Here is a 25,159-nt window from a genome sequence, read left to right as displayed (position 1 = left end):
CCCGGCATCTGCTCAACGAAAGGAAGGTCATGCAGTTGAAAGGACTTCATACTGTACCCCTCGGCAATGGAGACCCGGAGCAGAAGCGCGCGGAGATACTGAGCTACTTCCATCGCACCTTCGATCTGGACGAGAGGCTGTACGAGACGCTGAAGGACGAGGATGCCTTCTACGTGCGAGCCGACCGGCTGCGGCACCCCCTGATCTTCTACTTCGGCCACACCGCCGCCTTTTTCATCAACAAGCTGGTCATCTCCCGCGTCATCGAGACGCGCATCGACCCGCCCCTGGAGGCGCTCCTTGCTGTCGGCGTCGACGAGATGTCGTGGGACGACCTGGACAAGACGCCGCGGGACTGGCCGACGGTGCGCCAGGTAAAGGCCTACCGCGACCAGGTGCGTCTCCTGGTGGACGAGGTAATCCGCACCTGGCCACTGACTCTGCCGATCGGGTGGGAGAGCCCCTTCTGGATCATCATGATGGGGATCGAGCACGAGCGGATCCACCTGGAGACCTCCTCGGTGCTGATACGCCAGCTCCCCCTCGACCGTGTGCGCCCCCTCCCCTTCTGGGAGATCTGCAGGGAATCGGGAGCGCCTCCCGAAAACATGCTCATTCCGGTCCCCGGGGGGCGGGTCGTGCTCGGGAAGGAGTTCAGCGATCCGATCTACGGCTGGGACAACGAGTACGGCCGTCACGAAAAGGAGGTCCCCGGCTTCTTCGCCTCGAAGTACCTCGTCTCCAACCGGGAGTTTCTCGGTTTCGTGGAGGCGGGAGGTTATGGCGACCAGCAATGGTGGACCGAGGAGGGGTGGAAGTGGCGCTGCTTCAGGGAAGCGGAGTATCCCCTCTTCTGGGTGAAAGGGGAGGAGGGCTTCGGGCTGCGCACCATGCTCGAGGTCATCGACCTGCCGTGGAATTGGCCTGTGGAGGTGAACTGGCTGGAGGCAAAGGCATTCTGCAACTGGCTCGCGGCCACGAGCGGGAGGCCGATCCGGCTTCCCACGGAGGATGAGTGGGTGAGGCTGCACGACGTCTGCCGGGTGCCGGACCAGCCGCAATGGGAGAAGGCGCCGGGAAACATAAACCTCGAGTACTGGTGCTCCTGCTGTCCCGTCGACCGCTTCGCCGCGGGGAACTTCTTCGACGTGATCGGCAACGTGTGGCAGTGGACCGAAACGCCGATCTTTCCATTTCGCGGCTTCAGGGTGCATCCAAGCTACGACGACTTCTCCACCCCCACCTTCGACTCGCGGCACAACCTCTTCAAGGGGGGCTCCTGGATCTCCACCGGGAACGAAGCGACCCGCGATGCCCGCTATGCCTTCAGGCGCCATTTCTTCCAGCATGCCGGGTTCCGCTACATCGAGAGCGCCGCGCCGGTCGAGCTGCACCACGACCAGTACGAGACGGACGAGCTGGCTGGCCAGTACTGCGACGCCCACTATGGAGACGAGCACTTCGGCGTGCCGAACTCGCCGCGGACCATCGCCCGGATCTGCCTCGAAACGAGCGCCGGGCGCAGGAGGGAGCACGCGCTCGACGTGGGGTGCGCGGTGGGGCGCGCCACCTTCGAGCTGGCGCGCGGTTTCTCGAAGGTGACAGGAATCGATCTTTCCGCCCGCTTCTTCCGGCTCGCCGCACGGATGCAGGAAGAGGGGTATTTGCGCTACGCCGGGCCGGAGGAAGGTGAAATCCTCTCCTACCACGAGGTGAGCCTGGAGCGTTTGGGGCTCGCTTCCCTGCCGGGGGTGGTGGAATTTTATCAGGCCGACGCCTGCAACCTCCCGGAGAAGTTCACCGGCTACGACCTGGTCCTGGCGGCGAACCTGATCGACCGGCTCTACGCGCCCCGCGCCTTTCTCGCCTCCATCCACGAAAGGATGAACCCTGGAGGGCTTCTCGTTATCACCTCCCCTTACAGCTGGCGCGAGGAATTTACTAGAAAGAGCGACTGGATCGGCGGCTACAAGGAGGCAGGGGAGAGCATCACCACCCTGGACGGGCTGAAGGCGCTCCTCACGCCGCGCTTCCGCCTGCTGGGCGAGCCGCGCGATCTCCCCTTCACCTTGCGCGAGACGCGCCGCAAGTTCCAGCACAGCATCGCGCAGATGACGGTCTGGGAGTTGAAATAAGGTGATCGGCAACGCTGCAAAGTGGCGTCTTCCCCTATCGAAGGCTCTTCAGGAAACTCCTCGGAATGTGGAGGAGTAGCCTCGAAGCACTGCACGAGAACCCGCGTTCCCCCCTTTGCGAAGGTTCATCCGGGAACTCCGGGGAAGTCGTAGTATGTCCCAACGAAGGGCCGCACGAGGCCTCGCGTCCCCCCCTTTGCGAAGGGGGGACAGGGGGGATTTGACTTGGCGAGGACTGTCCTGAAACCGCGCAACTGTTGTGGTCAGGGCAATTGGCAAAAAAGTGGTGGGGCCTATGTCGTTGATCTTTGGACTGCCGCAGCACTGCGGTTCGACGACCGAGATGTACTGTTAAACGGGCTGAGGAGACTTGAAGATCAAATCCCCCCTGCCCCCCCTTCGCAAAGGGGGGAACGTTAGGCCTTCTGCAGTGCTTCGTGGCAATGTACCGACGCTCCCCCGGAATTCCCTGATGAACCTTTGCAAAGGGGGGAACGTAAGGCAGCATTTTCTCCTGAATTCCGGCTGAACTAGCTAAAGACGCGGTTCTCCTGCTCCCTTACCCGCACAAATGTCGTGCGCTTGCTGAGCTCCCTCAGTGCCGACGCTCCCACGTAGGTGCAGGCGGAGCGCACTCCCCCCAGGATCTCCCGCACCGTGTCCTCTATCGGCCCCCGGTACGGCACCTCCACCGTCTTCCCCTCCGCCGCGCGGTAGGAGGCCACCCCTCCCGAATGCCTGTTCATGGCTGTGGAGGAGCTCATGCCGTAGAACATCTTGTACTCCTTCCCGTCGTGCTCCGTGAGCTGGCCGCCGCTCTCGGCGTGTCCGGCGAACATCCCCCCCAGCATGACGAAGTCTGCACCGCCGCCGAAGGCCTTCGCCACGTCCCCCGGGCAATTGCACCCCCCGTCGGAGATTATCCTCCCGCCGAGCCCGTGCGCGGCGTCGGCGCACTCGATCACAGCGGAGAGCTGGGGATACCCCACACCCGCCTTTACCCGGGTCGTGCACACCGACCCCGAGCCTATCCCCACCTTCACCACGTCCGCCCCCGAAAGTATGAGCTCCTCGACCATCTCCCCCGTCACCACGTTCCCCGCGATGATGGTCTTGTCGTGGAAGGCTCCGCGCACCCTTTTGACATGGGCGACGAAGCTCTCGGCGTAGCCGTTCGCCACATCGATGCAGATGAAGGAGATTCTCGGATAGTCGGAGATGATGCGGGTGAGTTTTTCGAAATCGACGTCGGAAGTTCCGGTGCTGACCATGACATGCTGGTAGATGTCGTCGCCGTGCTGAGAGAGAAAAGGTCCCCACTGGGCGGAGTCGTAGTGCTTGTGGATGGCGGTGAGCAATCCGTAGCGGGCGAGGACACTCGCCGTCTCGAAGGTGCCGGTGGTGTCCATGTTCGCGGCAATTACCGGGACGCCCGTCCACTCCACGCCGCTGTGCAGGAACTTGTATGTTCTGCGCAGCTCCACCTGGGACCGGCTCTTCAGGTTGGAGCGCTTCGGCCGTATCAGTACGTCGGAAAACCCCAGTTTGAGATCGCTCTCGACTCGCATACGCACCTCCTGGGAGGCCCTTCCGGGATTAAAGATGCCTTTGCTCAGGGTATCCCAGATCTTCCGTCTTACAAGAAGGAGCAGAGCTCTCTTTACCTCCCTGTATACCGTATGCTAGAGTGCCGCCCCGAGGGGGTCTCCGTAATGCCAGAAAAAGCCCGCATGCGCCGCAAGCGCACCACCATCTTCTGCGCACTGGCCTACATCTACATCCTGGTCTACTTCTACCGCGTCTCCATGGCGGTGGTCGCCGGGGACCTCGCGCGCGAGCTGCACCTCACCCCCCAGCAGCTGGGGACCCTGGCGAGCGTCCTCTTCTACGTCTACGGCTTGGCCCAGATCCCGCTCGGTCCGATGATAGACCGGCTGGGGGGGCGGATAGTCATCACCGGCTGCGGCGTTCTCACCACCTGCGGAGGCTTTCTCTTCGCGCAGGCGACAAATATGGCGATGGCCATGGCCGGTCGCGTCCTCATAGGTGTCGGCACCTCCTGCGTCCTCATGGCCACCTTCACCATCTTCAGTTACTGGTTCAGCAAGGACGAATTCGGGCGGGTATCGAGCCTCACCATCTCCATTGGAAATATGGGGAATCTGGCGGCGACCGCCCCACTCGCCCTGGCTGTCGCGGCCCTTGGGTGGCGCAAAAGCTTTGTGATAATCGCCTTTTTGCAGGCGGTCGCCACCGTCCTCGTTTTTCTTATGGTGCAGGATCGTCCGGGGCAAGCCGGCGCGGTGCAGGAGGGGGCCCGCAGGGAAGGGATCCTGGAGGCATGGGGGTACATAGGGCGCAACCGCGACTTCTGGCTGCTGGCCTTTCTTGCCTTCTTCTGGTACGGCAACTACCTGACGCTGCAGGGGCTCTGGGGGGGGCCGTATCTCCTCGGCGTATTGAAGCTGACCCAGGTGGAGACCGGGCGCATGCTCATGTACACCTCCATCGGCTTCATCTGCGGCAGCTTCTTCCTCGACAGGGTCTCCCGGAGACTCTTTCGCTCCTACAAGCGGACGCTCTGGACCGGGCAGTTCCTCCTGCTCCTGCTGGTGGCGTCCTTCCTCGGCCCTGCGGAGTGGATGCACCGGGCCCTTCTCGGTCCCCTCTTTTTTGCCATCGGAATAGCGGTTTCCACCGGCGCCTCCATCTATCCGATCATGCGCAGCATGTTCCCGGTCCGCCTGATCGGCACCGCCCTCACCTCCCTCAACTTCTTCGTCCTCATGGGGGCGGCGCTGACGCAGCAGATCATGGGGCTGATTATAGGGCGCTTCTCCTCGAACCCCCTGGCCGCCTCCCCGCACGCCTTCCACACGGCATTTCTCTTCCCCACCGCGGGACTCGCGGCGGCGCTGGTCTGTTATCTCTTTGCAAGGGAGTACAAGGGGCAGGACTGACGCGGGAGGTGGCGTGCGGGTACCATGTTGCATGTAGGCCGGGATAAGTCGAAGACGTTCCCGGCAATGCCGCCTCAGCGGCATACGTTGGCGGGGACAAAATGCGCGCTGTGGCAATCTCAGGGGGACTGGAAAGAAAACACTGCGGGACCTACTGCAGCGCCTCCATATGTGCGCGGAAAGCATGCAGCGTCTTTGCCCTCTTCAGATGCTTCAGCTCCTTCTCCAGCGCCAGGTCCGTCATAGTGGAGAGGACAGCCTTCATCTTGTTGAGAATCTGCATGTCGCCGCAAAACATCTCGCTGTAGAGGGGGAGCAGGCTGAACAGGTAGTGGCGCAGCACGCGGACCTTTTCGGCGCGATCCGGCGCACTCCCGGCCCGCCCGCGAGCCCTCTCGAAGAGGACCGGATCGGCTATCGCGCCGCGACCGAGCATGAGCCCCGCGGCCTGCGTCTCTTCCAGAACCCGCGCCGCATCGGTGCCGGTGCAGATGTCGCCATTGGCGATGACCGGGATGGAGGTGCTCTTCACCACTTCTGCCGTTATCGCATGGTCGGCGTGCCCGCTGTACGCTTGTACCACCGTGCGCGGGTGCAGGACCAGGAAGTCGACCTCGCACTCCTCGAAAAGGGGGAGCAGGGAAAATATTTGCCTGGGATCATCGAAGCCGGCGCGCAGCTTGATGGAGAATGTGCACGAGATGGCGCTGCGCAGCGCCGGGATGATCTCCTTTAGCTCCTCGGGGCGCTTCAGCATCCCGCCGCCGCTCAGCGAGCTGGTCATCCGCCCGAAAGGGCACCCCATGTTCAGGTTGATCTGTACCGCCCCCGCCGCCTGCGCCGCCTCCGCCGCCGATACGAGCGCCTCTCTCCCCGGTCCGATGAGCTGCACCACCAGGGGGACGCCCCCCTCCAAAGCCCCGACCTCGGCGAGATCGACGGCGGATAGCTGCTGCTTGGCAACCATCGGCCTTACCCTCATGATTTCCGTGAACACCACGTCAGGACGCACCCACTCGATGAAAAGGGAGCGGAGCGCACGGTTCGTCAGCCCCTGCATCGGGGCGAGCATGAGCGGAGTTTCGCCGGGGAGCCACGGGAGAGGGCGGGAAAGGTTCTCGGGAGCTGCAGAGATTGTCGTCATGAGGCAGGGACTTCCAGTTGGGCCCCCTCTCCGGCTGGAGAGGGGGAGGTTGTTCATTCGCCGCTCCCCCGGAGAAGCCCGGCACATGAAGGGCTCAGGGGGGATCAGCAATTCGGGATTCCCTCCCCGTAGAGGGGAGGGGCGTTGTGGGGCTGGGTTAGACGGTCCGTCTAGAGGATCTCTACGAGTTCGAAGGTGTAGGTGATGTCCTCGCCTGCGAGGGGGTGGTTGGCGTCGACGGTGATGGTATCTTCCGCGACTGCCACAACGGTCACACCGACAGGCTCGTCGTCGTCACCGGTCAGTTCCAGCTCCATCCCCACTTCCGGCTCGAAGTCGCCGTCCAGCTGCTCGCGGCTGATGGTGAACACCTCTTCCTCGTCGTACTCGCCAAACGCCTCTTCTGCGGGGATAACGACCGTTTTCGATTCCCCGGGAGCCATGCCGATCAGCCCTTCTTCTATCTGGGGGAAGAATTCTTCCTGACCGATAGTGAGCTCAAGGGGGCCGGCTTCGCAGCCGCAATCGTCGTCATCGCAGCACCCTTCTTCGAGAGTGGTGTCGAAGACCGTGCCGTCTTCGAGCTTGCCGGTGTAGTTGATCTTTACTTTGTCCCCTTTTTTTGCAACTGCCATGGTCTCATTCCTTTTGTGTGTGGTGGTCGATTTACCGGCCATGTTACAAAGGAGAGGAGGTGGCAGTCCAGCAAAATCTACCTCCCGCCGGCAATTCTCCCGCTCCCTTTTCTAACGTATTGAAAGTGCGCCGCTCTCTTTTCCGGTGCGCCTTCCCCCCCTCCCCCTTCAGGGATACCCCCGGAAATTTCGGCTTGCCACCGTGCCCGTAACCATTATTATGGGAGCTTTCGCGCCGGCACCCCCTTCCGGGGCCGCTCGGCCCCTGACGACCCCTCTTGTTTTGACACCGTCGCAGAGTTTAAACTGGTTTAGGAGAGACTAATGGATCTTGTGCTGAACGACATAGAAGTGCGGGTGCTCGGCGCCCTGGTGGAGAAGGAGCTCACCACGCCGGAGTACTACCCTCTTTCCCTCAACGCGCTGACCAACGCCTGCAACCAGAAGTCGAACCGTGACCCGGTGATGAGCCTGGAGGAGTCCGATGTGGTGCACGCCCTGGACTCCCTGCGCTTCAAGCAGCTTGCGCTTCTATCCGGGGAAGGGGGGAGGGTGGCGAAGTACCGCCACGCCCTGGTGGAAAAGTACCGCTTTTCACCGGCAGACCTCGCCCTTTTGTGCGAGCTTTTGCTGAGAGGTCCGCAAACGGCGGGGGAGCTGCGGACCAGGGGTGAAAGGATGCACTCCTTCCCGGACGTCTCCTCGGTGGAGCAGACGCTCGAAGAGCTCATGGAGCGGACACCGCCGTGCGTAACGAAGCTGCCTCGCCAGCCCGGCCGGAAGGAGCCGCGATACTGCCACCTCTTTGCCGGCGAGCCCGATCTTTCAGCAGAGGCGCGTCCTTCCGAGGGGAGGGGGGGTGGAGCGGAAAACGAGCGCATAGCGGCGCTGGAGCAAGAGGTGGCGGATCTGCGCCAGGAACTGGCCGAGCTCTACAACACGGTAACCGATCTGAAGAAGGCTCTGGAGTAAGCGGATAACAGTCCGAGAGACAGGAGATGTTATGGAAGAAGATGCAACTGCTGAAAGCACGAAGGAAAGACTGGCGTTGCAGGTGGACGTTGCCGACTGGTTGACACTGCGGGCTCACCTGGAGAGAGGGGGGCTCATCGTGGTTCACCCGGAGCTCGATATTTCGGAGGTCGGAGCCCGGATAGCTTCTGATGACGTGCCGCTGGTGGAAAACTGGATCCTGAAGGGGCAGATCGGCAAGCCGACTCATCTGCAGGTGGAAAGGTGGGATCTGGAGAAGTTGAAGCTCTTCCGGTGTCTGATCGTTTCCCCGTACGTGCTCATTCAGGAGGAGACGCCAGACCCGGAGCTGGAGTAGTCAGGGATGCGGCAGGTGGGCCCCCCCCGGGGGGGGGCCCCACCACCGTCATAGTTAGCTCTTGGTCGACCGCGCGAGCATCTTCTCCGCCAGGTCGCGGCCACTCACCTGGTAGTTTCCTTCCGCCACACGCGCCTTCACCGCCTGGATCTTTGCATCCTGTGCGGCCTGCAGTTCTCCCACATCGGCGACCATGGCCTTCCTGCTCAGTACCTTGACCTGGTCGGTCAGCTGTACCGTCGTCTGCTGAGGCTGCTCCACCTGAGCCGCTTTTGCCGCCTTCCTCACCTTGGTCACTTCCTGTGCCAACAGATTCGGGCTGGGCGCTTCGATCTTCATAGAAAATTCCCCCTGGGGTACTCAGAGTTGAGAAGGATGATAGAGGTTTTTCCCCTCTTTTGATACCATTTTCGTATCGGGAATGGCATTTCTCGCGCGAATTTTTTCTTTGCAAAGTATTGTTTTATGAAAGCTTTGTCGCTTTAGGGTCCTCCGTTCAGGCCGGAGGGAGGCTTGCACCATGCTGGTCCGGGTAAGGTACACCGACAACAGTAGCGGCACCGTGGACAACTCCATAATTCAGAGGCTGGTGCGGGCCAAGGAGATACGTGAGATACGTCGCTCCACCGGCTGGGTCACCGTCGGTAGCAACGACCCCCGCAAAGAAAGAGGGGACCGAAGACAAAGCCGTGGCACAAGAAGGTGCAACTCCGGGCTTATCGACATCTACGTGTGATGTAAAACGCCGGCGCCGCCCGCACCTTCAGTCACTCCGCAGCGCACCTCACGTCACTGCCAAATCAACCGCAAAACCACTGCCAAAAAAATCGCCGCGCAACACGCCCCTTTTCTGAAATTTCCCCATCATTCTTTATCTACTTCACATATTTCCCCCTATTTCTCTCACTCCTGCAGCCATAAAACCGCGCCCACAGCGGCTCCGTATACTTTCCACTTCCCTTCATTTTATGACTTTCGTCAAGGTTTTCCCGCCGCTCTTGCGGTAGTGTCCCTCAACAGCAAGTTACCCGGGCTCTCCGAAAGGAGGCCTGCGGACACAAAAAAGCCGAAATCGGCAAGCGAAGGGCAGGAAACCAAATGAAAAGCATCCTGAAGTGGTTCACCAACTCAAATAGCAAATCAGCAGCAAATACTACAAAAGTGAAGGAGGAGACGATGTCCATGTTTTGTTACCAGTGCGAGCAGGCAGCCAACGGTGGCTGCACGAAAGTCGGTGTATGCGGGAAGCAGCCGGAGGTAGCGGCGCTGCAGGACCAGCTGGTCTACACCATGAAAGGGATCGCCTTCTGGGCCGATAAGGCACGCCAGAAGGGGGCGAAGGACGCAGCGATCGACCGCTTCATGATCGACGGGCTCTTCACCACCGTCACCAACGTCGACTTCGACGCCGAAGAGATCGCGAAACTCGTCCGCAAGGGCGCCGCCATCCGCAACGCAGCCCAGGAGCTGTACGAGAAGGCAAACGGCGCACCCTTTGCCGGGACCGTCCCCGCCGCCGCGCAGCCGTTCGCTGCAGCCACCACTTCGGAGCTCGTGGCCCTCGGCCAGCAGCACGGCGTGAAGGACGAGACGATCGATCCGGACGTGAAATCGGTGCAGGAGATCATCATCTACGGCATGAAGGGGTACGCAGCGTACGCCCACCACGCCCTGGTGATCGGCCTCGAGAATGAGGAGATCTACGCCTACACCCACAAGGCCCTCGCCGCGACCCTCGACAAGAGCCTCGGCCTCATGGACTTCGTCGGCCTCGCCATGGAGTGCGGCCGCATCAACCTCGTCACCATGGAGCTCCTGAACAAGGCGAACACCGACAGCTTCGGCCATCCCGTCCCGACCCCGGTGCAGCTCGGCACGAAGGCAGGGAAGGCGATCCTCGTCTCCGGCCACGACCTGCGCATGCTGGAGGAACTCCTGAAGCAGACCGAGGGGACCGGCGTGAACGTGTACACCCACGGCGAGATGCTCCCTGCCCACGGCTACCCCGGGCTGAAGAAGTACAGCCACCTGGCCGGCAACTTCGGCGGCGCGTGGCAGGACCAGGCGAAGGAGTTCGTGAACTTCCCCGGCGCGATCATCTTCAACACCAACTGCATCCAGCGCCCGGCGGAGAGCTACAAGGACCGCCTCTTCACCTGGGGGCTCGTACAGTGGCCCGACGTGAAAAACATCGAGGGGATGGACTTCTCCGCGGTGATCAAAAAGGCGCAGGAGCTCCCGGGCTTCGAGGAGAACCTCGGGAAGGAGATCCTCACCGGCTTCGGCCACAACGCGGTGCTCGGCGTCGCGGACAAGGTCATCGACGCGGTGAAGGCGGGGCAGATCCGTCACTTCTTCCTGATCGGCGGGTGCGACGGCGCGAAAAGCGGGCGTAACTACTACACCGAGTTCGCCGAGAAGGTGCCGAACGACTGCGTGATCCTCACCCTTGCCTGCGGCAAGTACCGCTTCAACAAGCTCGACTTCGGCGACATCGGCGGGATCCCGCGTCTCCTCGACGTCGGCCAGTGCAACGACGCCTACAGCGCGATCCAGATCGCGGTGGCGCTGGCGGGAGCGTTCAAGTGCGGGGTGAACGATCTGCCCCTCTCCCTGATCCTCTCCTGGTACGAGCAGAAGGCGGTGGCGATCCTCCTGACCCTCCTGCACCTGGGGATAAAGAACATCAAGCTCGGGCCGACCCTGCCGGCCTTCATCACCCCGAACGTGCTGAACTTCCTGGTGGAGAACTTCAACATCGGCCCGATCGGCACCGCCGAAGGAGATCTGAAGGAGATCCTCGGGTAAGGAGTAGGCAGCATAACAGCAATAGAACAGGCAGCAACTGAAAAGGCCCCGGCATAAACCGGCGGCCTTTTCTCGTTTATTGAGACCGATGCCATGTAGGCCGGAAATAAGCGAAGCGTTTCCGGCAGAAGCTCTGGGATGCGCTGGCAGAAGATTGGTCAAACAAAATGAGAACTCGGCTCCGGCTTACCAGCCAGGGCCGAGTTTCTTTTTCGCCCGTTGAAGATGACGTATACGTTATCTTCCCCCTTTCCCGTATTGTTTTTTAGCGAGTTATGTGGTAGGCATTAACCCCGATTTAAAGGACTGTAGTAATGATCTTTTTTTTTGCGAGGGTTACGGTGGTCGACAGCCTCATTAAGATTACGATAGGAATACTCCTGCTGGCGTTCTGGGGCGTCCTGTTGTTGCAGCAGCACTACAGCGACGAGAAGATAGAGTCGCTGGTAAAGAACGACGTGCAGCAATCTTACCGGAAACGGAATCTCTTCCTGAGGGATGTCGACGTGAAGATCCTCGACAAGGGATCACTCACCTCCAGGAACGAGCTCCCCATAAAGGTCCACGTAAAGTACGAGCCCCCCTACAGCGGCGAAGATGCCGCCCGCACCCCCGTTAGCAAGACCGTCGATCTCTTCGTGAGCAAGAACGACTCCGGCGAGATGGTGATCAAGAGCAGGCAAGGGGTCGATCTGTGCGAGGTGAAGGAGATCAACGTCCTGTAGAAGGTGCCGCCCCATACCTTCTTTCCGGCTCCCCTGCTCCCTCCACCTCATTCACCTTTTCCCGCCTCCCCCCCCTTTCCCCCGTGCCTTTTCCTCGATGCATCAATGCTTTACCTCCGCTGATTCCCCTCCCCAACTTGCCAATGGTGATACAGTTATCTTAGTGTCCGTTATGGCACGGAGTGGAAAAGATGGTGACGGAGGTGCAGCATGTTCTCCTTCCGCAGTTATTTCAAGCTCGGCGATACCAGCTACAAGGATTTGGTGAAGACGACGGCCAAAGAGACCTCGAAGGACGATTGCAGCACGTACTCGGCGGCGATTGCCTATTATCTCCTCTTCGCGCTCTTCCCTTTCCTGCTCTTTCTGACCACACTTCTCGGGTATCTGCCGATCCCGGACCTCTCCGGCTCCATCATGGACGCCTTGGGGAGGATGCTTCCCGGTGATGCCTCAAAACTTGTGCAACAGCACATCAAGGAGCTCTTCACGAACAAGCAGGGGGGGTTGTTGTCCTTCGGGTTCCTCCTCGCGCTATGGACCTCCTCGAGCGCCCTGACCGCCATCATGAACGTGATGAACCGCCTCTACGAGGTGGACGAGGGGCGTCCCTTCTGGAAGGTGCGTCTCATCGCCATGTTTCTCGTGGTGGTGGTGGCGCTATTTTTCATCCTCTCCCTGCTCGCCATGATGTTCGGTCCGCAGATCGGCAATTTTGTGCTCGGCATCTTCGGTATGGGTGAGTTGGAGGATTGGGTGTGGTACATCATGCTGGCACCGGTGATCCTATGCATGCTCATCCTGGGGGTCGCGCTGATCTATCACTTCACCCCTGATGTAAAGCAGTCGTGGAAGTGGATCAGCCCGGGCGCCGTTCTGGTGATCCCGGTGTGGATCCTCGCCTCCATTGGATTCTCTTTCTACGTCAACAACTTCGGCTCCTACAACAAGACCTACGGGAGTATTGGAGCGGTTATCGGCCTGCTGATGTGGCTGTACATCACCTCCTTCATCATTCTCTTCGGGGCAGAGATCAATTCCGTCGTCGAGCACACCTCGGTGGAAGGGAAGGAACCGGGCGAAAAGGTGGAAGGGGAGAGGGAAAGGGCCCCTGGACAGGTGGAAGGGCGAAAGCGGGAGAAGGAACCGTGGAAGCCGGGAAGGGGAAAGCCGATCGGGACGTAGCGGCTGGAACGACGATGTGGACGGTGCCGACATGACGTCCGCCCTCCCCCGAAGGGAGGGGAGCATTCGGCAGCTTCAGCGACTAATGAGGGTCAGGTTGTGAGGGGATCACCTCGAGGGGCATACCCTCCTGATCCCTCCCCTGATCCTCCTTTGCGTTTACCGCACAGAGATACTCGGACCTGTTCCAGGTGGCGACACAGGAGGGGCGCTCCGGGTTCGGCTCGCAGCGGTAGATCTCGTGACCGGGGTACCCGGTGATACGCATCCCGGCGGAGCGCAGCAGCGCCTCCACCGCGGCGTGGTTCGGTATCCACCAGTTCGTGGGATCTCCTGCGAAACGGTGCTCGATAAAGGCCACCTTCGGCCATCCTTGATGCAGTAGTGCATCCCGCTCGTTGATCCACTCGTCGTACTGCTCGTACACCTCGCGACCCGGCATCGTCATCGTCTGGAAAATCATCATTTTTTGCACCTTCTGCGCCACGATGTCGAGCGCCAGGAGCGGATAGCGCAGATGGTAAAAGACCCCCATGAAAAGGACGAGGTCGTAGTTCTTCTTCTCCCGCGCAAGCTCGTAGACCTGCATACGCCGTAGCGTCACCCGGTCCTGCAGCCCCAGGAGCTGTGCCACCCACTGCGCCTGCTCCAGGTAGTGGGGGTCGATGTCGATCCCGGTCACCTGTGCCCCGCGCCGCGCCAGCTCGAAGGTGTAGAACCCCGCGTTGCACCCGATGTCGAGCGCCGTCCAGCCGGTCAGGTCCTCCGGCACGAACGGCGCTAATTCCACCCACTTGAACATGGGGAAGTCTCCCAGGAAGTGGTCTGCAGCGGTCTGGATCCCGCCGGGGAGGTGCAGGTTGTGGAACCACGGCGATAGGGCCGCAATCTTCTCGGTTATCGTCTTTTTGTATGCCTCGTCCATAGTCTCGTCCGATTAAAACGGTGGGACCGTCTTTTCCGGTCACAGCAAGGAAAGGTACCCTTCCAGCTCCTTTGCCCTGTGTGTCGCCGTATGGGAGGAGAGGACCTTGCGGCGCGCCCCCTCCCCGATCTCCAGGCGCTGCTCCTCCGGCAGCTCGCGCAGGTAGGAGAGGACCTCGCCTGGAGAGCCGGCGGTTAGGATCTCCGCCCCGGGCTCGAAGAACTCATCGATCCCGGGCCACTGGTCGCTGATCACCGGCACTCCGCACGCCGCCGCCTCGAAAAGTCTCACGCTCGGGGAATACCCGGCCGCGAGCATATCTCGCCGGGTTATGTTGAGGGTGAATCGCTGGGAACAGTAGAAGTCGCGGTGGTCCTGCGGGGGGAGGTGCTCGATCCGCTCCGTGTTCACCGGCCAGCGGATCTCGTGCGGGTACTGCGGTCCCGCCACCACGAAGCGCCCCTCGCGCCAGGAAAGCGCCGGCGCGCAGAGGAGGCGCTCGAGCCCGGGCTGGCGGTCGCTGCTGTAGGTGCCGAGGTAGCCGAGGTCCCAGGAGGCACCCTGGGGCACCGGGTAGTGCAGCGCCGGGTCGACGGAGCAGTATAGGGGGCGTGCCGCGGGGGCGCCGTAATGATCTTCCAGGAAGGCGAGGGTGGGGCCGCCGGTGAAGGAGAGGTAGAGGTGGTAGCGGGGGATGAGCTCCGCATCAAGATAGTCGCAGCGACCTTCCGCGACCTTCCCCAAGGTCACCGGTGTATCGATGTCGTAGAAGGCGGTGATCCCCTTCGCCTGCTCGGTGACCCATTTCCCCACTTCGATCCCCTCAGGGACGTAGGAGCCGACCATCACGCAGTCCGCCTCCCTGATCTTTTCCCGGTGCTCCCGGAAGAGCTCGTCCAGCGAAGAGTAGAGGAGAGTCGTGCAGAAGGGGGGGGAGGGGAGATCGCGGTTATTCGCGTACCACGGGACGTCGCGCTCCAGGAAGAGGACCTCGTGGCCGAGGTGCGCCATCTCCCGCAGGAGCCCGCGGTAGGTCGTGGCGTGGCCGTTTCCCCAGGAGGAGGTGATGGAAAGCCCGAGAACGACGAGCTTCATGGCATTCCCCCCGCAAATTCCGCCCCTTTCGGGACGCCGCTTCGGAAAAGCGACTCGAACTGCAGGGCGCGCCGGTCGTAGGTGTGCTCCTTTTTTGCCCTCGCAAATGCGCGTGCCCCGACCCTCACCGCCTCCTGCTCGGTGAGGCGCGCGAGGATCTCTGCGACCTCCGCGCCAGAATCGGCCACCAGGATCTCCTCGCCCGGCTCGAAGAACTCGCCGATCCCCTCCCAGTTGTCGGTGATGATGCACGCCGCGGCACCGGCAGCCTCGAAGACACGGGTCGCGGGGGAATACCCGTTTTCCGCCATGCTGGAGCGGCTGATATTGAGGACGGCGCGCGCGGTGCAGTTGAAGGCGTTGTGGTCGCCGGTCCCGAGGTGCCCGAGGTATCTCACGTTCTCCGGCATCCTCTTGTCACCCCAGCCGCTCCCTGCGAGGAGGAAGGCCTTCTCCGGAAGGCTCTGGGCTGCCGAGAGGAAGAACTCCTCCACGCGGGCCTCCCGGTCCGGCAGCCGGTTCCCCAGAAACGAGAGGTCGGCGGCGAAACGGGGATCGGGGGGGGCGGGGAAGTGGGTGGCGGGATCGAGCCCGTTGTAGATCGGGACGCAGGTGGCTGCGCCGAAAGAGGAGTAGCCGTGCACCACCGGCCCTCCGCCGCCGTAGGTGAGGATGAGGTCGTAGCACGGGATCAGCGGGCGGAAGGGGTCCTCCGGGTGCTCTCTCACCCGCGCGAGCGTCGCCGGCGCGTCTACGTCCCAGAAGATGACATGCGTCCTCTCACACTTCAGGTACAGGACTTCCCGTTCCAGGAGCTCGTCGAACACCCCGACCCCGCTTGCCTTCACCACAATGTCTGCGCCGTCAGCCTCCTGCAGCGCATGAAAGACCGCATCCTCTGTCGGAGGATACACCACGACGCGCGCCCACGGCGGGTCCTCCATGTCCCGGTGCGACTGGCGCTCGTAGGCGTCCGGCTCGTAGAAGGTGATCCGGTGCCCCCGCCGCGCAAGGGCGTGCAGGAGCCCGCGGTAATACGTTGCGGCTCCGTTCCAGTACGAGGAGACGAGGCTTGATCCGAAAAAGGCGATGGAAAGAGAGCGGGTCATGTCATCCCTCGTTGAGCGCCTTCTCCCCCGGCGCCCCGTTTTGGAGTCCCAGCTCGCCGCAGATGGAGATGAGGGCATCGATCCTGTGGCTGCAGGTGTGGTGCTGCATTATCGTCTCCAGCCCGTTGCGGGCAAGCTGCCGCGCCTCCTGCGGCTGGCTCAGCAGCTGTTTCAGTACCCGTTCCGTCTCGTGGCCGTCGCGGGCGAAGAGAAAGTCCTTTCCGGGGCGGAATAGTCCGTCGCTGTCCTCCCATGGGGCGGAGACGAGGGGGATGCCGCAGGCGAGCGCCTCGAAAGGCCGGATCGTGGGGATCCCCGGGAGGGCCTTCGCGTATGGGCGGCGCGGGATGTGGAGGGTCACCCTGTATTTTGAGAATACCTTCGGGACCTCGAAGTTCGGGAGCCAGCCGCCGTAGCGGATCCCCGCCTCGGCAAGGAGCTCGATCGCGCTCTCGGGATAGCGCACGCCGTAGGCGGTCGCCTTCAGCCGCAGCCTGCGCACCGGCTCCACGAAGAATTCCCTGATCTCCTCGGTGCGCTCGCCGTCCCCCCAGTTGCCGACCCAGACGAGGTCCCCTTCCTTCTCCTCCCCAGGCATGGGGTGGAAGACGCGCACGTCGGCCGCTTCGTGCCATACCCATGCCCGATCGATCCAGCGGTTGGCGAGATAGATGTCGCGGATCTTCCTGCCGTAGGCGAGGACGCCGTCGAAGCCGGAGAGGTCGTAGGCGCTCATGGAGCGGTAGTCGGTGACGGAGCGGTGATGGGTGTCGTGGAACAGGAGACGGTAGTGAGGGTTCTTGCGCCGGTGTTCGCTGATCCTGTGCACCAGCTCGTGCTCGTTCCATTCGTGGACGATGACGAGATCTGCCCCGGCGAGCGCCCGGTCGAGCTGGAGCTTCTCGAGCCGGTACGGCTTCCCTTCCAGCGACGGGTACGCCTTGCGAAACTGCGCCAGCGCGACTTCCCCCTTTTCACGGATCAGGTTGCTGAAGCTCCAGCCGTTTTCAGGCTCATAGACATCGACCCGGTGACCCCTGGCCATCAGTTCCGTGACGATCCCGCGCAGGAAGTGGGCATTGCCGTGATTCCAGTCGGAGACGATGGAGTGGTAGAACATGACGATGTGCATCGGGGGTCCTTTTCTGTAACGGGTGCTGCTGCTACCGCCGCTTGAGTTATGAACAGGCGTCACCTGCTTGCCGCTGTCCTCCGTCCCTGCAGGAGTGACCCGTATGCTGCCACGTACTGCGCGCCCATCTTCTCCGGAGTGAAATCCCTGCTCCGCGCCAGCGCCCGCTCCGCCAGTTCCCCCCTCGCTGCCGCATCAGCGCAGAGGGCCCGCAGGTGAAAGGTCAGTGCCTCCCCGTCCTCCGGGTCGATGAAGACCGCCGCACCCTCCCAGAGCTCCCGCAACGTCGGAATGTCCCCGATCACCAGCGCGCAGCCGCACATAGCCGCCTCCAGGATCGTGAGGCCGAACGGCTCGTAACGCGCCGGGAGGGCGTAAATGGAGGCCCACCGGTACCACGGGGCGAGACGCTGCTGGGGGAGGTATCCGAGGGTGCGCACCTTTTCCATCGCCACCTGCCCCCCCTCGGGGTGCGTTTCCTCCCCGGCCACGTACACCGGCCAGGGGAGTGCGCCGGCGCACCGTTCCACCAGCGAGATGTTCTTCGCGTCGTCCCAGAGGCGCCCCACCGAGAGGATAAGCTCCCTCTTCGCCCCCGGAACGAAGTGCCCTCCGCTGCGCGCGTTGTGGATGACCCTCGTGTTTTGCAGCGGGAGGTACAGTCGCTCCACCGCCGCGAGCATCGCAGCACTCGGCGCGGCAACAAGGTCCGCTGCCGCCACCCCCTGCCGCACCATCTCCCTGTAGCGGTCGAGCGAGGGGGGGGGAGGCTCCCGGCGCACCGCCTCCCACCAGGAGAGGACGCAGGAGTGTGCCACCACGAGGCAGGGGACGTCCCAGGGGAGCGTGGCGTGGGCGTAGCCGTTCAGGTGCACGAGCTCGGGGGTATGCTTTTGCGCCAGGGAAAGGAGCCACTCTCCGGCCCGCTGCAGCTCCTCCCACGGATCTTCCATCCACTCCAGCCGGTAGCCGCTCTCCTCCACCGTCACGTTCTGCAGGCGCTCCGCTTCCTTTCTCTGGTCGGGGGAGAGGGGGCGCCCCATGGTGGCGAGGACGACCTCGACGCCGTACCGGGAGAGGGCGTGCGCGAGCTCCATAGAGTAGCTCCACACCCCTCCTATGCTGTCGGAGGTCATGAGGATCCGGTGTGCTGTCCTGTCGGGGCGGAACGCTGCGGTGTATTCCGGTACGGTCATCACTCCCTCGCCTCCCTACCTGCCGTAAGCGGCGTCGAGCGCGGCGGCGACGGTGACGAGCTTCTCCGCCCCCGGATCGAACCCTCCCCCTTCCTCTCTGAGGCGGCGGGCCCACGCTATCGCTGCCCTACCCCCCCAGTTGTCCGGGGGGGTGGCGAGCGTCTCTCTTGCGGTGCCGCGGAAGTGCTCCGCGATGAAGTCGTAGAACGACCCGTTCACGTTCCTGAAGGAGACCCCCCCCTTCGTGCCGTAGAAGGTCGATTCGATGACGCAGTCCTGCCCCGCCGAGATGTTCCAGGAGCAGGCGAGGCGCACCACGCTCCCGTCCGCGAGGACCATGGAGACCGCCGCGTAATCCTCCACCTGCCCGGACGGGTCCTTCAGCCTCTCCCCTTGCGCGAATATGGAGCTCGATACGCAGCGTACGTCGGGGAAGCCGAAGAACCAGAGGGCGAGGTCGACGAGGTGGCTGCCGAGGTCGATGAGGCACCCCCCTCCCGAGAGGTCGGCGCTGTAGAACCACGGCTTGTCCGGCCCGTACGCGTTGTGAAAAACGAGATCCGCAGCGTACATCTTCCCGAGTGCCCCCCCCCTCGTCAGCTCGTACATCTTCTGGATCCCTTCGGTGAAGCGGTAGGAGAAATCGACCCCGAGGAGGCGATTGGCGCTGCGGGCGGCGCTCACCACCATCTCCGTCTCCTGCGCGCTCCGCCCGAGCGGCTTCTGGCAGAAGACGGAAAGGCCGGCGGTGAGGGCCTGGATGGCCTGGGTACAATGGAAGGCGCTCGGTGTGGCTATGACGACGCCGTCGAGGTTCAGTGGCAAAAGCTCTTCGAGGGTGGAGACGATCTTTGCATCCGGGGCGATCTTTCCCGCTTCGGCGTTTTCACGGGAGATGTCCGCGATGGCGGCGATTTCCGCCTCACCTGAAGCCGCTATCGCTTCCAGGCGGTGCCGGCCGATCCACCCGGTCCCCAGGAAACCCAGCCGGGGACGAGCCCCTTTCTTTTTCATTACTTCCCCCCCCTGGTCATGCGCACCGCCCCCTTGATGAAGCCGTCGGGGCGCTCGATGAGGGTGTGGTACGCCCTGGAGAGCTCGTCGAGGGGGAAGGAGTGCGTTACCAGCTCTGCCGGCCTGAACGCCCCCCCCTGCACCGCCTCGATCGCCGCCCGTATCCCCTCCAGGTAGCGCCTCTCTTCCCGCTCGTGCGCGTTTATCACATCGATCCCTTTCCAGTTCCACAGCTGCACGTTCACCGAACGCGGTCCGTCCTGGTGGAAGCCGGCGAGCACCACCTTCCCCCGTTCCCGCACGAGCTCACCGGCGAGATCGAGAGGCCACTGGTGACCGGTCGCCTCGATGACCCTGTCAAACCCCTTCCCGCCGCTGAGGGTCGCCCCCTCTTCCAGGACCCGCTGGTGATCGTCGAGGATTACCGCGTGCGCCGCGCCGTGGCCGACGGCGAGATCGAGGGCGCTTCTCCTTCTGGAGAGGGCGGTTACCTCCGCCCCCTTGCGTGCCGCGAGTGCTGTGACGATAAGCCCGAGAAATCCTGTGCCGATGACCGCCACCCGCTGCCCGGAGCGGATGTCGCTGCGCTTGAAGACGTTCAGCGCGCACCCCATCGACTCCCCCGGGAAGGGGACCCCGGAAAGTTCGTCCGGAAGCTTCACCACCGCCTTTGCCGGTACCTTTTCGAACTCCGCATACGCATGGTAGGAGAGGAGGGTGACCCGGTCCCCCTCGCGGATGCCGCTCACTCTCGCGCCGACCCCCTGCACGGTTCCCCACCCCTCGTGTCCGGGGGATCCGGGGGGAGCGGGGTAGCTGAACCACGGCCTGCCTTCCCAGAGCGGAATGTTGGAGGCGCACACCCCGCACCCCTCAAGCGCCACCAGGAGCTCCCCCGCTCCGGGGGTGGGAATGGCGACCTCTGCGATTGCGGCCTCTCCCGGTCCGGTGATCACCGCCGCGCGCATCCCCCCTGTCATCTGGTCACCCCCGTCGTCGGGTATTCCTGCTCGATGTACGACTTCCCGCTGCGAGCCGGGAGGTGCAGCGTCTCCCTGAGCCACTGATAGAGCTTCGCCACCCCCTGTTCCACGGAATAGCGGGGGGCCCAGCCGGTGGCCTCGGTGAAGCGGCGGGTATCCGAGACGTAATAGCGCTGGTCGCCGGTGCGCCAGGGGCCGGAGGCTATCTGCGGCAGCTCCCCGTGCAGCGAGCGGAGAAGCTCCAGGAGCTCCAGGAGGCTTACTGCGCGCTCGGGGCCGCCGCCGATGTTGAACGGCTTCCCGGAGAGAGCAGGCATCATGGAGCGCGCCCGCAGGAAGGCGTCGACGAGATCTTCCACGAAAAGGAGATCCCGTACCTGGCAGCCGTCGCCGTAGAGGGTAATGGTGGCATTGCAAAGGAGGCTGAGGACGAAGTGCGCCACCCACCCCTGGTCCTCATTGCCGCACTGGTGCGGGCCGTAGATGCAGCTCATCCTGAAGACCGTGGCGTCGATCCCGAAGGAGCGGGCGAAGTCGAGGACGTACTGGTCGGCGCTCCCCTTGGAGCAGCCGTACGGGCTCAGGAAGTCGAGGTGAAAGGCCTCGGACAAGCCGTTTTCCCGGAGATCCGGGTCGACAGGGTGGTACCGGCCGTGGGAGCGCTCCAGCGGGATGTCCCCCAGCGCTCCGTATACCTTGTTCGTGGAGGTGAAAAGGAGGGAAGGGGGGGAGGATGCCTTCCTGATCGCCTCCAGCAGTGTGAAGGTCCCCACCCCGTTGATGGCGAAGTCCTGCGCCGGGGCCTCGAGGCTCGTGGTTACGGCGACCTGCGCAGCAAAGTGGAAGACGTGCCTCGCCTCCGCCACCGCCCTCTCCAGGGTGCGGGCGTTGCGGATATCCGCGATGCGGACCTCCAGATCCTTCCCGTAGCGCTCCTTCAGGAAGGAGAGATTGCGCTCGACGCCGGGGCGGGAGATGTTGTCATAGATGATGACCCGCTCCCCTTCGTCCAGAAGGCGCTGCACGAGGTTCGTGCCGATGAAGCCGGCTCCCCCGGTGACCAGCACCCCCTTATCCGGGGCGCGCCCCCCTGCGGGGTAGCCGTTGATCTCCGCGATCTGCTGCACCGCCGGCACCCCCCCTTCCTCCAGGAGTCGGCAGAGGAGCTTCTCCGTGCCGTCCGCCCTGCGGAATCCGAAGAAGTACTCCCGGTCGTCGAGGTGAAAGCGGTCCACCGCGGCGAGCCCCGGGTCGAGGTCGTCCACCCCGTACCAGTAGGAGCGCTCCGCCTTCGCCTCCAGAAACTCCAGGAAAACCTTCAGCTGCTTCTGCTCGTCGTGCTGCCAGGTGGAGAATCCGGCTTCCGTGATCCAGATCTCGCAACGGCTCCCCCTTTCCTCCAGCACCTCCCGCACGTTGGTGATGTTCTCCGGCCACCCCTTCCAGTTGTAGTCGAAGATATCGGGAAAGCCGTGTATGCCGACGACGTCGATGTACTGCATCACCCCGAGCTCGAACATGCGGCAGAGCCAGTGCCCGTCGATCGGGCTCATTCCCCCGAGCACCGTCTTCTTGCCGCGCTGCTTCGCCCAGTAGGCCGCTCCGCCGATCATCTCCCCGAAGAGCGACCAGTGCGGGTCGAGCGTCCAGTCCCATTCGCTCAGGTTGTTCGGCTCGTTCCAGAGCTCCACATACTCGAAGTGCGCGCCGTAGCGCGTGATGCAGACGTCGAGGAAGTCCGCGTAGTCCTTTCCCTTTTTCGGGGGGGCGGAGGTCTTCGGCGCGACGGCGAGTGAGGGGGGGGTGTACAGGAAGCAGGGAAGGAGCTCCACCTTCCCGGCGAGGTACGGAAAGAGCCAGTCGTACCACTCCACCCCCCCTTCGGTGTACCAGTCGGCCCAGGAGATCCCGGTTCTCACCCTCCCGATCCCCAGTTTCTGCAGGTAGTCGACCACCCGCTCAACCCGGTCGTGCTCGCCGGGACGGAACCACTCGACGATCCCCACATGCCCGGGGAGCCCTCCTTTTCCGGTCCCTTTCATACGGTCAGTCCTCGCAGCGACAGCTCGGCGTGCGCCTCCGTTACCCGGTCGACCGCGATCTGCCCTTCCAGCCACTGAGCGAGCTCGGCTACCCCTTCCTCGAAGGTCACCCTCGGCTCGTACCCGAGGAGACGGCGGGCAGCGCTTATGTCCGCGAAGCAGTGGCGTATGTCCCCCGCACGGTAGGTGTTGGTGATTTCGGGGGCGATTGTCCCGCAGTCGAGCATCCGCGCGAGCCGCTCCAGCACCTCAAGGACGCTGTGGCTCGTGCCGCTGCCGATGTTGAAGACCTGCGACTCGTTCTGGTCGATCTCCAGCGCAAGGCGGCAGGCGAGTGCCACGTCGTGGACGCTCACGAAGTCCCTTTTCTGCAGGCCGTCTTCGAAGACGCGGGGGCTGTTGCCGTTCAAAAGGCGGGAGGCGAAGATGGCGAGAACGCCGGTGTACGGGTTGGAGAGGGCCTGGCGGGTGCCGTAGACGTTGAAGAAGCGAAGCGCGATGACGGGGATTTGGTAGGAGTTGCCGACGATGAGCCCCATCCTCTCCTGGTCGAACTTGGAGAGGGCGTAGATGGAGGCGAGGGAGGGTGCCTTCGTCTCCGGGGTGGGGATCGGGACGAGTTCCCCCGCCCCCGGCGCCGACAGCTCCCACTCCCCGCGCTTCAGCTGTTCCAGCGGACGGTGAACCCCCTGGTGGTAGCGCCCCTCTCCGTCCCGGTACAGCCCCTCGCCGTAGATGCTCATGCTGGAGGCCACGATGACCTTGCGCACCTCCCGTGACTGGGCTATCGCCTGCAGGACGACTGCGGTGCCTAAGTTGTTGACCGAGGTGTATCTCTCGATCTCGTACATGCTCTGGCCCACCCCTACCATCGCGGCGAAGTGGTACACCGCCTCGACCCCGGCGAGCGCCTTTTGCACCGTCTCGGGGTCGCGCACGTCGCCGCGCACCAGTTCAACCTGATCGTCGAGGTAGCGCGGCCGCGTCGCCGCCGGGCCGTGCACCTGCGGGGTGAGGTTGTCGAGGGCCCGGACCCTGTAGCCGTGCCGCAGGAGCTCGTCCGCGAGATGCGAACCGATGAATCCCGCCCCCCCTGTGATCAGAACAGTGCCTGCCATGACCCTTTCCCTCCTCCCCCCTCGCGTAGTTTCAGGGAGCGAAAATAATTAGAGATGTCGGTCTTTAATATGCATTAATTATATTTATTAATAACAGCGCTGCGCATCGTGTCAAATCTGCTGCCGTACGATTTCCAGTATTTATGCCTGTCCGGGGGGTGCGGCTTTCTCTTTCCCTCCACACTGGCGCCCGGCGCACCGTCCAAGACAGTCAAAAAGCGTCTCTTCCCGCTCCCTTGGCGGCCTTGCCGCTCGCCACCCTGCTGATATACTGGGACGTGCCTTGCTGCCCGGCGACACCCCTCCAACGGAAAGAGGAGCATGTCCCATCACACCGTCCAGAGCGGCTACCGCGACCTCGTCCTGCGGCTGAACAAGTTCCCCCAGGGGGCACCCCCCTCCCGGCTCCTCTACGATATCCTGTCGCTGCTCTTCAGCGAGGAGGAGGCCTCCCTCCTCTCCCGACTCCCCGTACGCCCCTTCAGCGCCGCGAAGGCTGCTGGCGTCTGGGGGAAGCCGGAAGCGGAGGCGCAGAAGATCCTGGAGGGGCTCGCCTCCCGCGGGCATCTCCTCGACCTGGAGCAGGACGGCGTCATGCTCTACCTTCTACCTCCCCCCATGGCAGGCTTTTTCGAGTTCTCCCTCATGCGGGTGCGGCGCAACATCGACCAGAAGAGGCTCTCCGAGCTCTTCTACCAGTACCTGAACGTGGAGGAGGATTTCATCAAGGCGCTATTCTGCGGCGGCGAGACGCAGATAGGCAGAGTCTTTGTCAATGAGGAGGCGCTTCCGGAGCGCCACTCCTCCCGCGTCCTCGACTACGAGCGCGCCAGCGAGGTCATCGGGAGCGCCAGCGCCATCGCCGTCGGCATGTGCTACTGCCGCCACAAGATGAGCCATGTGGGGAAGGGGTGCGACGCTCCCCTCGATATCTGCATGACGCTGAACGGTGCTGCGGAATCGCTGATACGGCACGGCTCGGCCCGCCAGGTCGATGCGGTGGAGGGGCTCGACCTCCTCCAGGACGCGCGGGACCGGAACCTGGTGCAGTGCGGGGACAACGTGCAGGACCGGGTGAACTTCATCTGCCACTGCTGCAGCTGCTGCTGCGAGGCGCTCCTCGCGGTGCGACGCCTCGCCATCCCCAGTGCGCTGTACAGCACAAACTTCCTGCCGGTCCTCTCCCCCGGGAATTGTACCGGCTGCGGCGCCTGCGTCTCCCTCTGCCCGGTGGCGGCTCTTTCCCCCGAGAGCGGGACCGAGGGGGGAAAGCCCCGCTGCGACGAGAAGGTCTGCCTCGGCTGCGGAGTGTGCGTCAGGAGCTGCCCCCGGGAGGGGCTCGCCCTGGAACCGAGGGCGCAGCGCGTCATCACGCCGGTGAATTCCGCGCACCGGGTCGTCCTCATGGCGATCGAGAGGGGGACGCTGCAGCACCTCATCTTCGATAACCAGGCGCATCTGAGCCACCGCGTCATGGCCGCCGTGCTGGGGGCGATACTGAAGCTTTCTCCGGTGAAGCAGGCGCTGGCGGCGAGGCAGCTGAAGTCGCGCTACCTGGCGCGCCTCCTCGCGAACGTGGAGGTCGCCACCTTCTCCGATTGACCCTTTTCCTCCCCTGGAGTC

At 63.2% G+C, this 25,159-nt stretch carries 22 protein-coding genes; 9 read left to right on the top strand and 13 right to left on the bottom strand.

The annotated features are described in order from the left end of the window. Positions 1-29: 29 nt before the first annotated feature. Complete coding sequence (gene ovoA / locus LPW11_RS08200; protein ID WP_230997637.1) at positions 30-2,135, top strand: 5-histidylcysteine sulfoxide synthase; 2,106 nt, start codon at positions 30-32, stop codon at positions 2,133-2,135. Between the two features lie 530 nt (positions 2,136-2,665). On the opposite strand, the gene LPW11_RS08195 is transcribed toward ovoA, so the two are convergent. Then, entirely contained in the window at positions 2,666-3,703 is a 1,038-nt protein-coding gene (locus LPW11_RS08195) for a GMP reductase (protein WP_230997636.1), read from the bottom strand. 144 nt (positions 3,704-3,847) lie between these two features. Between LPW11_RS08195 and LPW11_RS08190 the strand changes: the two genes are divergently transcribed. Next, entirely contained in the window at positions 3,848-5,095 is a 1,248-nt protein-coding gene (locus tag LPW11_RS08190; protein WP_230997635.1) for an MFS transporter, read from the top strand. Between the two features lie 151 nt (positions 5,096-5,246). Here the strand turns inward: LPW11_RS08190 and LPW11_RS08185 are convergent, their stop codons facing one another. Next, positions 5,247-6,239, bottom strand: coding sequence for a tRNA dihydrouridine synthase (locus tag LPW11_RS08185; RefSeq protein WP_230997634.1), 993 nt, complete (start codon positions 6,237-6,239; stop codon positions 5,247-5,249). Between the two features lie 170 nt (positions 6,240-6,409). Beyond that, positions 6,410-6,874, bottom strand: coding sequence for an FKBP-type peptidyl-prolyl cis-trans isomerase (locus tag LPW11_RS08180; protein WP_230997633.1), 465 nt, complete (start codon positions 6,872-6,874; stop codon positions 6,410-6,412). 324 nt (positions 6,875-7,198) lie between these two features. Here LPW11_RS08180 and LPW11_RS08175 point away from each other — a divergent pair, with 324 nt between their 5' ends. Together LPW11_RS08175 and LPW11_RS08170 are read left to right on the top strand one after the other, a co-directional pair. Further along, the gene (locus LPW11_RS08175) at positions 7,199-7,846 is read left to right on the top strand and encodes a YceH family protein (protein WP_230997632.1); all 648 of its coding nucleotides are present in this window, start codon (positions 7,199-7,201) and stop codon (positions 7,844-7,846) included. Positions 7,847-7,877: 31 nt separating this feature from the next. After that, positions 7,878-8,204 (top strand): DUF2288 domain-containing protein, encoded by a 327-nt coding sequence (locus LPW11_RS08170; protein ID WP_230997631.1) that lies wholly within the window; start codon positions 7,878-7,880, stop codon positions 8,202-8,204. A gap of 54 nt (positions 8,205-8,258) precedes the next feature. On the opposite strand, the gene LPW11_RS08165 is transcribed toward LPW11_RS08170, so the two are convergent. Beyond that, the gene (locus LPW11_RS08165) at positions 8,259-8,543 is read right to left on the bottom strand and encodes a flagellar biosynthesis anti-sigma factor FlgM (protein ID WP_230997630.1); all 285 of its coding nucleotides are present in this window, start codon (positions 8,541-8,543) and stop codon (positions 8,259-8,261) included. 181 nt (positions 8,544-8,724) lie between these two features. Here LPW11_RS08165 and LPW11_RS08160 point away from each other — a divergent pair, with 181 nt between their 5' ends. The 4 genes from LPW11_RS08160 to LPW11_RS08145 all read left to right on the top strand — a co-directional run bounded on the left by LPW11_RS08160 (position 8,725) and on the right by LPW11_RS08145 (position 12,922). Continuing rightward, positions 8,725-8,940, top strand: coding sequence for a GSU3473 family protein (locus LPW11_RS08160; protein WP_230997629.1), 216 nt, complete (start codon positions 8,725-8,727; stop codon positions 8,938-8,940). 440 nt (positions 8,941-9,380) lie between these two features. Then, a complete protein-coding gene (gene hcp / locus LPW11_RS08155; RefSeq protein ID WP_230997628.1) occupies positions 9,381-11,012 on the top strand; it encodes a hydroxylamine reductase in 1,632 nt (543 codons plus the stop codon). Between the two features lie 314 nt (positions 11,013-11,326). Beyond that, positions 11,327-11,737, top strand: a complete 411-nt coding sequence (locus tag LPW11_RS08150) for a hypothetical protein (protein ID WP_230997627.1) — start codon at positions 11,327-11,329, stop codon at positions 11,735-11,737. Between the two features lie 210 nt (positions 11,738-11,947). Next, entirely contained in the window at positions 11,948-12,922 is a 975-nt protein-coding gene (locus tag LPW11_RS08145) for a YihY/virulence factor BrkB family protein (protein WP_230997626.1), read from the top strand. Positions 12,923-13,004: 82 nt separating this feature from the next. Here LPW11_RS08145 and LPW11_RS08140 read toward each other — a convergent pair whose 3' ends face one another. From LPW11_RS08140 to LPW11_RS08100, 9 genes are read right to left on the bottom strand one after another with little or no spacing between them, the layout of a single operon-like run. Next, positions 13,005-13,847: a TIGR04290 family methyltransferase gene (locus LPW11_RS08140; RefSeq protein WP_230997625.1), complete on the bottom strand. Its 843-nt coding sequence runs from the start codon at positions 13,845-13,847 to the stop codon at positions 13,005-13,007. Positions 13,848-13,886: 39 nt separating this feature from the next. Then, the gene (locus LPW11_RS08135) at positions 13,887-14,942 is read right to left on the bottom strand and encodes a CgeB family protein (RefSeq protein ID WP_230997624.1); all 1,056 of its coding nucleotides are present in this window, start codon (positions 14,940-14,942) and stop codon (positions 13,887-13,889) included. Continuing rightward, a complete protein-coding gene (locus LPW11_RS08130) occupies positions 14,939-16,051 on the bottom strand; it encodes a CgeB family protein (protein ID WP_230997623.1) in 1,113 nt (370 codons plus the stop codon). Before LPW11_RS08130 ends, LPW11_RS08135 begins: the two co-directional genes overlap by 4 nt. A gap of 1 nt (position 16,052) precedes the next feature. After that, entirely contained in the window at positions 16,053-17,183 is a 1,131-nt protein-coding gene (locus LPW11_RS08125) for a CgeB family protein (RefSeq protein WP_230997622.1), read from the bottom strand. 59 nt (positions 17,184-17,242) lie between these two features. Further along, positions 17,243-18,379 carry a glycosyltransferase family 4 protein gene (locus LPW11_RS08120; protein ID WP_230997621.1) on the bottom strand — a complete coding sequence of 379 codons (1,137 nt, stop codon included), beginning with the start codon at positions 18,377-18,379 and terminating at the stop codon, positions 17,243-17,245. Between the two features lie 15 nt (positions 18,380-18,394). Beyond that, entirely contained in the window at positions 18,395-19,393 is a 999-nt protein-coding gene (locus LPW11_RS08115) for a Gfo/Idh/MocA family protein (RefSeq protein ID WP_230997620.1), read from the bottom strand. Next, the gene (locus LPW11_RS08110) at positions 19,393-20,373 is read right to left on the bottom strand and encodes an MDR/zinc-dependent alcohol dehydrogenase-like family protein (protein ID WP_230997619.1); all 981 of its coding nucleotides are present in this window, start codon (positions 20,371-20,373) and stop codon (positions 19,393-19,395) included. Before LPW11_RS08110 ends, LPW11_RS08115 begins: the two co-directional genes overlap by 1 nt. After that, positions 20,370-22,418, bottom strand: a complete 2,049-nt coding sequence (locus tag LPW11_RS08105; RefSeq protein WP_230997618.1) for a GDP-mannose 4,6-dehydratase — start codon at positions 22,416-22,418, stop codon at positions 20,370-20,372. The genes LPW11_RS08110 and LPW11_RS08105 overlap by 4 nt, the downstream gene beginning before the upstream one ends. Next, positions 22,415-23,536, bottom strand: coding sequence for an SDR family NAD(P)-dependent oxidoreductase (locus tag LPW11_RS08100; protein WP_230997617.1), 1,122 nt, complete (start codon positions 23,534-23,536; stop codon positions 22,415-22,417). Before LPW11_RS08100 ends, LPW11_RS08105 begins: the two co-directional genes overlap by 4 nt. Before the next feature lie 321 nt (positions 23,537-23,857). Between LPW11_RS08100 and LPW11_RS08095 the strand changes: the two genes are divergently transcribed. Continuing rightward, on the top strand, positions 23,858-25,138 hold the full coding sequence (locus tag LPW11_RS08095) for a 4Fe-4S dicluster domain-containing protein (RefSeq protein WP_230997616.1): 1,281 nt from the start codon (positions 23,858-23,860) through the stop codon (positions 25,136-25,138). Positions 25,139-25,159 lie beyond the last annotated feature (21 nt).

The organism is Geomonas sp. RF6 (genome assembly GCF_021044625.1).
In the GTDB taxonomy this organism is placed as follows: Bacteria; Desulfobacterota; Desulfuromonadia; order Geobacterales; family Geobacteraceae; genus RF6.
This window is presented reverse-complemented; position numbering and strand designations above follow the sequence as displayed.

Excerpts from the sequence above, each read along its gene's own strand:
- ovoA (WP_230997637.1), top strand. The coding sequence starts at position 30 with ATGCAGTTGAAAGGACTTCATACTGTACCCCTCGGCAATGGAGACCCG.
- LPW11_RS08195 (WP_230997636.1), bottom strand. The coding sequence starts at position 3,703 with ATGCGAGTCGAGAGCGATCTCAAACTGGGGTTTTCCGACGTACTGATA.
- LPW11_RS08190 (WP_230997635.1), top strand. The coding sequence starts at position 3,848 with ATGCCAGAAAAAGCCCGCATGCGCCGCAAGCGCACCACCATCTTCTGC.
- LPW11_RS08185 (WP_230997634.1), bottom strand. The coding sequence starts at position 6,239 with ATGACGACAATCTCTGCAGCTCCCGAGAACCTTTCCCGCCCTCTCCCG.
- LPW11_RS08180 (WP_230997633.1), bottom strand. The coding sequence starts at position 6,874 with ATGGCAGTTGCAAAAAAAGGGGACAAAGTAAAGATCAACTACACCGGC.
- LPW11_RS08175 (WP_230997632.1), top strand. The coding sequence starts at position 7,199 with ATGGATCTTGTGCTGAACGACATAGAAGTGCGGGTGCTCGGCGCCCTG.
- LPW11_RS08170 (WP_230997631.1), top strand. The coding sequence starts at position 7,878 with ATGGAAGAAGATGCAACTGCTGAAAGCACGAAGGAAAGACTGGCGTTG.
- LPW11_RS08165 (WP_230997630.1), bottom strand. The coding sequence starts at position 8,543 with ATGAAGATCGAAGCGCCCAGCCCGAATCTGTTGGCACAGGAAGTGACC.
- LPW11_RS08160 (WP_230997629.1), top strand. The coding sequence starts at position 8,725 with ATGCTGGTCCGGGTAAGGTACACCGACAACAGTAGCGGCACCGTGGAC.
- hcp (WP_230997628.1), top strand. The coding sequence starts at position 9,381 with ATGTCCATGTTTTGTTACCAGTGCGAGCAGGCAGCCAACGGTGGCTGC.
- LPW11_RS08150 (WP_230997627.1), top strand. The coding sequence starts at position 11,327 with ATGATCTTTTTTTTTGCGAGGGTTACGGTGGTCGACAGCCTCATTAAG.
- LPW11_RS08145 (WP_230997626.1), top strand. The coding sequence starts at position 11,948 with ATGTTCTCCTTCCGCAGTTATTTCAAGCTCGGCGATACCAGCTACAAG.
- LPW11_RS08140 (WP_230997625.1), bottom strand. The coding sequence starts at position 13,847 with ATGGACGAGGCATACAAAAAGACGATAACCGAGAAGATTGCGGCCCTA.
- LPW11_RS08135 (WP_230997624.1), bottom strand. The coding sequence starts at position 14,942 with ATGAAGCTCGTCGTTCTCGGGCTTTCCATCACCTCCTCCTGGGGAAAC.
- LPW11_RS08130 (WP_230997623.1), bottom strand. The coding sequence starts at position 16,051 with ATGACCCGCTCTCTTTCCATCGCCTTTTTCGGATCAAGCCTCGTCTCC.
- LPW11_RS08125 (WP_230997622.1), bottom strand. The coding sequence starts at position 17,183 with ATGCACATCGTCATGTTCTACCACTCCATCGTCTCCGACTGGAATCAC.
- LPW11_RS08120 (WP_230997621.1), bottom strand. The coding sequence starts at position 18,379 with ATGACCGTACCGGAATACACCGCAGCGTTCCGCCCCGACAGGACAGCA.
- LPW11_RS08115 (WP_230997620.1), bottom strand. The coding sequence starts at position 19,393 with ATGAAAAAGAAAGGGGCTCGTCCCCGGCTGGGTTTCCTGGGGACCGGG.
- LPW11_RS08110 (WP_230997619.1), bottom strand. The coding sequence starts at position 20,373 with ATGACAGGGGGGATGCGCGCGGCGGTGATCACCGGACCGGGAGAGGCC.
- LPW11_RS08105 (WP_230997618.1), bottom strand. The coding sequence starts at position 22,418 with ATGAAAGGGACCGGAAAAGGAGGGCTCCCCGGGCATGTGGGGATCGTC.
- LPW11_RS08100 (WP_230997617.1), bottom strand. The coding sequence starts at position 23,536 with ATGGCAGGCACTGTTCTGATCACAGGGGGGGCGGGATTCATCGGTTCG.
- LPW11_RS08095 (WP_230997616.1), top strand. The coding sequence starts at position 23,858 with ATGTCCCATCACACCGTCCAGAGCGGCTACCGCGACCTCGTCCTGCGG.